The organism is Alcanivorax sp. HI0083 (assembly GCF_001635175.1).
Map to the genome: position 1 here is coordinate 1 of NZ_LWFX01000646.1, position 509 is coordinate 509.

1 protein-coding gene is annotated in these 509 nt (G+C 57.2%); it reads left to right on the top strand.

Annotated elements, in window-relative coordinates:
* On the top strand, nt 1-509 hold a 509-nt coding region (locus A3754_RS06435), incomplete at both ends, for a DUF805 domain-containing protein (RefSeq protein ID WP_063519122.1).

The following is a 509-nucleotide window of genomic DNA, read 5'->3' on the forward strand; positions in this document are numbered from 1 at the left end:
GCACCCAATGCAGATGTTGCTGTTGCCGGTAACCAGGACACCTATCAGCCCAAGTTTCTGTCTTTGTCAGGGCGTATCGGCCGTATGCGCTATTTCGTGTATGCCGCTGGTCTGACCTTGTTGTTCTATCTTGTGGTCGGGGTGGCAGCCGCGATTCTGATTCCAAGCATGATGAGCGCCGGGGACGCTGACATCGGCGTGGGTGCAATGATCATGGGCCTGATTGCCACCGTGGCTTTCATCGGTGTGATGGTGATGAGCTGGGGCTACATGGTACGTCGTCTCAACGACATCAACGCCAGCGGCTGGTTGAGCCTGCTCATGCTGGTGCCGATTGCCAACCTGGTGCTGGGTCTGGTGATGTTGTTCAAACGCGGTAGCGAAGGCAGCAACCAGTACGGCGCCGCTCCGGTCGGCAATTCCGGTGGCGTAAAAGCCGCCTTTGTGATTGTGCTGTTGTTGATGGTGGGCTACTTCGGTGTGCTGTTCCCGCTCACCATGGCCAACTA